Source organism: Bacillota bacterium, assembly GCA_012727955.1.
GTDB lineage: Bacteria > Bacillota > Limnochordia > DTU087 > JAAYGB01 > JAAYGB01.
Map to the genome: position 1 here is coordinate 1 of JAAYGB010000002.1, position 4,089 is coordinate 4,089.

4 protein-coding genes and 1 other RNA gene are annotated in these 4,089 nt (G+C 53.4%); all 5 read left to right on the plus strand.

Annotated elements, in window-relative coordinates; all coding sequences use genetic code 11:
• The first annotated feature begins 59 nt into the window (after positions 1-59).
• An RNA gene (gene ffs, locus GX030_00385) (signal recognition particle sRNA large type) lies at positions 60-323 on the plus strand.
• Between the two features lie 170 nt (positions 324-493).
• Positions 494-2,416, plus strand: coding sequence for a DNA polymerase III subunit gamma/tau (dnaX, locus tag GX030_00390; protein NLV90843.1), 1,923 nt, complete (start codon positions 494-496; stop codon positions 2,414-2,416).
• A 53-nt stretch (positions 2,417-2,469) separates the two neighbouring features.
• Positions 2,470-2,790 carry a YbaB/EbfC family nucleoid-associated protein gene (locus GX030_00395; protein ID NLV90844.1) on the plus strand — a complete coding sequence of 107 codons (321 nt, stop codon included), beginning with the start codon at positions 2,470-2,472 and terminating at the stop codon, positions 2,788-2,790.
• Positions 2,791-2,813: 23 nt separating this feature from the next.
• The gene (recR, locus tag GX030_00400; GenBank protein ID NLV90845.1) at positions 2,814-3,413 is read left to right on the plus strand and encodes a recombination protein RecR; all 600 of its coding nucleotides are present in this window, start codon (positions 2,814-2,816) and stop codon (positions 3,411-3,413) included.
• Between the two features lie 70 nt (positions 3,414-3,483).
• A complete protein-coding gene (locus GX030_00405; GenBank protein NLV90846.1) occupies positions 3,484-3,804 on the plus strand; it encodes a YaaL family protein in 321 nt (106 codons plus the stop codon).
• Positions 3,805-4,089 lie beyond the last annotated feature (285 nt).

The window sequence follows — 4,089 nt, forward strand, 5'->3', positions numbered from 1 at the left end:
GAATCCCTCCCTCTCCGCCATTTTTATTATCTAAAGTTTTTCTAATTTTGCTAATTTTGTCGTGCTAGACGGGGAGGTAGCGGTGCCCTGTACTCGCAATCCGCTATAGCGAGGTTGAATCCCCGCTCGAGGGGTCTGTTCGTGAAGTCTGGCTCAGGCAAGTGGCGTTGACGATCGGGTCTTACGCAACAGGAACCCATGAACCCCGTCAGGTCCGGGAGGCAGCAGCGGTAAGTGGACCCTCCTGTGTGCCGTAAGGGTGCCTGGTCCGAGTTAACTGCTTGAGTAACGTTCGGGGGCAGGCTTCGACAGCGGGTGCACGACATTTTTTGGTCAACTCTTGAGTTGGCCTTTTTTGTTATCCAGGGATTTCCTGTAAATGTCAGGAATTGGGGAGATACTGAGGGTAGAAGATTTGCCTGGAGGACTCGTTGTCGCCTGTCGAGAATACTAAAACTGCCCTAGACTATGGGTGATAAGGGAGGGACAGGCCATGGCATACATCTCTTTATATCGTAAATACAGACCGCAAACCTTTGCCGATGTGGTGGGGCAAACCCACGCGGTGAAGGCCTTGAGCAATGCCTTGGACAACAATCGCTTGGCCCACGCTTATATGTTCAGTGGGCCCCGAGGCACCGGTAAGACCACCGTGGCCCGTCTGATTGCCAAGGGCTTAAACTGCGAGTCTGGGCCAACCTCCAGCCCCTGTAACACCTGTCCAGCCTGTGTCCGGATCACCGAAGGTATGTCGATGGACGTGATCGAAATTGACGGTGCCTCCAATCGAGGCATTGATGAGATCAGGGAGCTGCGGGAGAATGTCCGCTTAGCCCCTACTGAGGGCAAACATAAAGTCTATATTATCGACGAAGTTCACATGCTGACCACTGACGCCTTCAACGCGCTGTTGAAGACCCTGGAGGAGCCTCCGTCCCATGTGGTGTTTGTTCTGGCTACTACGGAACCCCACAAGGTACCGGGTACCATCCTATCCCGATGCCAGCAGTTTGAGTTTAAGAGTCTGACAGAAGCAGAGATCGGTCAGCGGATTAAGTTTGTGGCTGAGCAAGAGGGCATCGATGTCACCGATGCTGCCGTCAACTTGATCGCTCGCCATGCCTCTGGTGGAATGCGGGATGGCCTTGGTCTCCTTGACCAGTGTGTTGCCTTTGCCGAGGATCAGCTGACGGAGCAAGTGGTAGCCGATGCCCTGGGTGTGGTGCCCTCAGAGGTCATTGCTCGATTTGCCGGAGCTATCTCCGTTAAGGACACAGCCCAAGGAATGCAGATATTGCAAGAGGCAGTTTTCAATGGCAAGGATCTTCGCCGCCTGGCCCAGGATGTCGGAGGCGTTTTTCGCGCCGGGCTCTTGGCGAAGGTGAAGGGTGATCAGGATATCGAGATACCGCCGGAGGTGCTTCAGCTGTCTCAGCAGCAGCTAATTGCTGTCATCCAGCGACTGGGCCAGCTGGACATCGCTATTCGCAATGCCAGCGATGAGCGGGTGCCCTTTGAGTTGGCCATCATTTCCCTGACAACGGCAGAGGAAGGACAGGCCAGTTCGGAAATGGGAAGTGGAGCCAAGACCAGGCTGCTGGAGCAAAGATTGGCGGAGTTGGAGCAGGAAATTGCCCAGCTGCGCCAACAAGTGCGGGTTCTGCGTCAGGAAAGGGCAAGTCAGCCCGATACTGCCGCAGCGCTTGACAGAGAAAAAGGCAGTGTCCGTCAGTTCGAAGGGGAGCGGGCTCAGCCCGCTGAGGTGGAAGAGCTAACTAGCCTTAACAGCTTCACGGAAGAAGCGAGCAGCGAAGGCAAACCCGGCAATAACCAGGATCTGCTTAGTCGGATAAGGGAGAAATGGGAAGAGGTTTTCGAAACGCTAAAGCAAGAGCGGCAAGCGTCTTTGGGAGCCTTCTTGCGAGAGGCGTCGCCGGCCTATGTGACTAAGGAAGGGCAACTGATCCTAGCTTTCCCAGAGGATCGAGGATTTCATAAGGCTAGTGTGGAACAGCCGAAGATGCGAGAGCGGGTCGAACAAGTTATCTCGAAATTGATCATGGAACGAATCAGCGTGGTTTGTGAATTTGGTTCCGTTGCGGAGGTGGCAGCTCGCTACCAAGGCGCCTCCTCTGGATACCGGCCCAAGGATATTGACCAGACTACACCAACGGGGGTGCTAGAGGATAGCCTCTCTGGGGATAGCCTGTCCGATGTTTCTGGTTCATCCACTGGGGAGCAGAATCCCGATGGCGAACTTAGTCACAGCAGCTTTAATGAAGTAGGCGGTGACTCTACTCCGCCCGTTGAGGCGCCAGAGAGAGGGGAGTCAGGACCGCAGGATGACATAGAGCAGGATCCAATGATCCGAGCTGCGCTGGAGATTTTCGGCGGGAAAGTGATCAGACTTGAATGATGGCAAGTCGAGAAAGGGGGAAGTGCACTCAATTTGAGTGACACGAACTGGCTATGAATATGAAAAAGATGATGAAAGAAGTTCAGAAGATGCAAGCCCGGATGGCAAAGGTTCAGGAGGAACTCGGGGAGAAGACGGTGGAGGCTACCGCGGGCGGAGGGGTCGTCAAAGTTGTTGCCAACGGACATTTAGAGATTAACGAAATAATTATCGCTCCCGATGCCGTTGATCCTGAGGATGTAGAGATGCTTCAGGACCTGGTGTTGGCCGCGGTTAATGAGGCCCTTCGCAAGGCACAGGATATGGCCAATGAGGAGATCAATAAAGTGGCCGGAGGACTCAACGTTCCTGGAATGCCTGGCGGAATGTTTTAGCTGGAAGGTCGGGAGGAACCTGCATGGTGTTTTACCCTAAACCGATGGCCAGGCTGATTGAGGAGTTGACCAAACTTCCAGGAATCGGGCCAAAGACAGGCCAGCGCTTGGCCTTTTACATCATCACAGGAGAGCGGGAGGATGCCCATAGTCTGGCCGATGCCATTGTTGAGGCCAGGGAGAAGATCCGCTACTGCTCAGTCTGCAGCAATATTACCGACAATGATCCTTGTCAGATCTGCGCGTCTACGACTAGAGATCGAAGCACCATTTGTGTCGTAGAAGAACCCAAGGACGTCATTGCTTTGGAAAAGACCCGGGCCTTTAAAGGACTCTACCACGTTTTGCACGGGGCTATCTCCCCCATGGATGGTGTTGGGCCCGACGCAATTCGCATCAAAGAACTCCTGTTGCGTCTCAAGGACGAGACGGTGACCGAGGTGATTGTTGCCACGAATCCCAATACAGAGGGTGAGGCCACGGCCATGTACCTGGCCCGATTGCTCAAGCCCATTGGGGTCACCGTTACTCGCATGGCCCACGGAATGCCGGTGGGTGCGGACTTGGAGTACGTTGATGAAGTCACCCTTGCCAAAGCTTTACAGGGCAGAAGGGAGCTTTAATTGACAGCATATTTCCTCTCGGAGGGACGTACAATTTTAAACGAGGCGTTCCTAAGCGGGAGGAAATAGGATGGTCGCAAAGCTGTCAAAGGTGATTCGAAACTTAGTTGCCCGGTCGGAGCCCAGAGAAGAATTCGCTGATGCCAGTGCTTTCTTGGAAGGGCCGGATATCAGTGAGGTTGAGGCGGCCAAGCAGGAGTGGTTAAACGCTCGCCAATACTTCGATAATGTCGTCGATCCAGATCTAGTTGACTTGGCAATCTACACAATGGATGCCGCAGAGCGCAAGTACATGTATCTGTTGAAGCAGGTTAAGCGAGACTACTTGCGGGAAACTGAGGTCTTACCAGACTTGATGGGTACACAGAAAAGGGTATCAAAGCAATCCTAAGGGGTTGCATTGGCGGTCGGTAAGTGGTAATATAGGCATTGGCGCTCGCCGGTGGTACCACCGGCGAGTTATGTAATACCGGTGAGAAACTGGCAGTTGCCAAAAGGAAGGTAACGTGATAAGATACATCTTGCCGCTCGGAAGGGTGCTGATGGGAAAGAAGAAGTTGGCACTTGCATCGGCGGTGAAAACATGCTAAGATAGTTTTTGCTAACGCCTTGGGCGTTGGCGAAAATTAGGACAAGAGGCTGCAGTGCCTTTTAACTTGATCCTTGAAAACTAAGC

Coding starts and splice junctions, on each gene's coding strand:
- dnaX (NLV90843.1), top strand. CDS start 494: ATGGCATACATCTCTTTATATCGTAAATACAGACCGCAAACCTTTGCC.
- GX030_00395 (NLV90844.1), top strand. CDS start 2,470: ATGAATATGAAAAAGATGATGAAAGAAGTTCAGAAGATGCAAGCCCGG.
- recR (NLV90845.1), top strand. CDS start 2,814: ATGGTGTTTTACCCTAAACCGATGGCCAGGCTGATTGAGGAGTTGACC.
- GX030_00405 (NLV90846.1), top strand. CDS start 3,484: ATGGTCGCAAAGCTGTCAAAGGTGATTCGAAACTTAGTTGCCCGGTCG.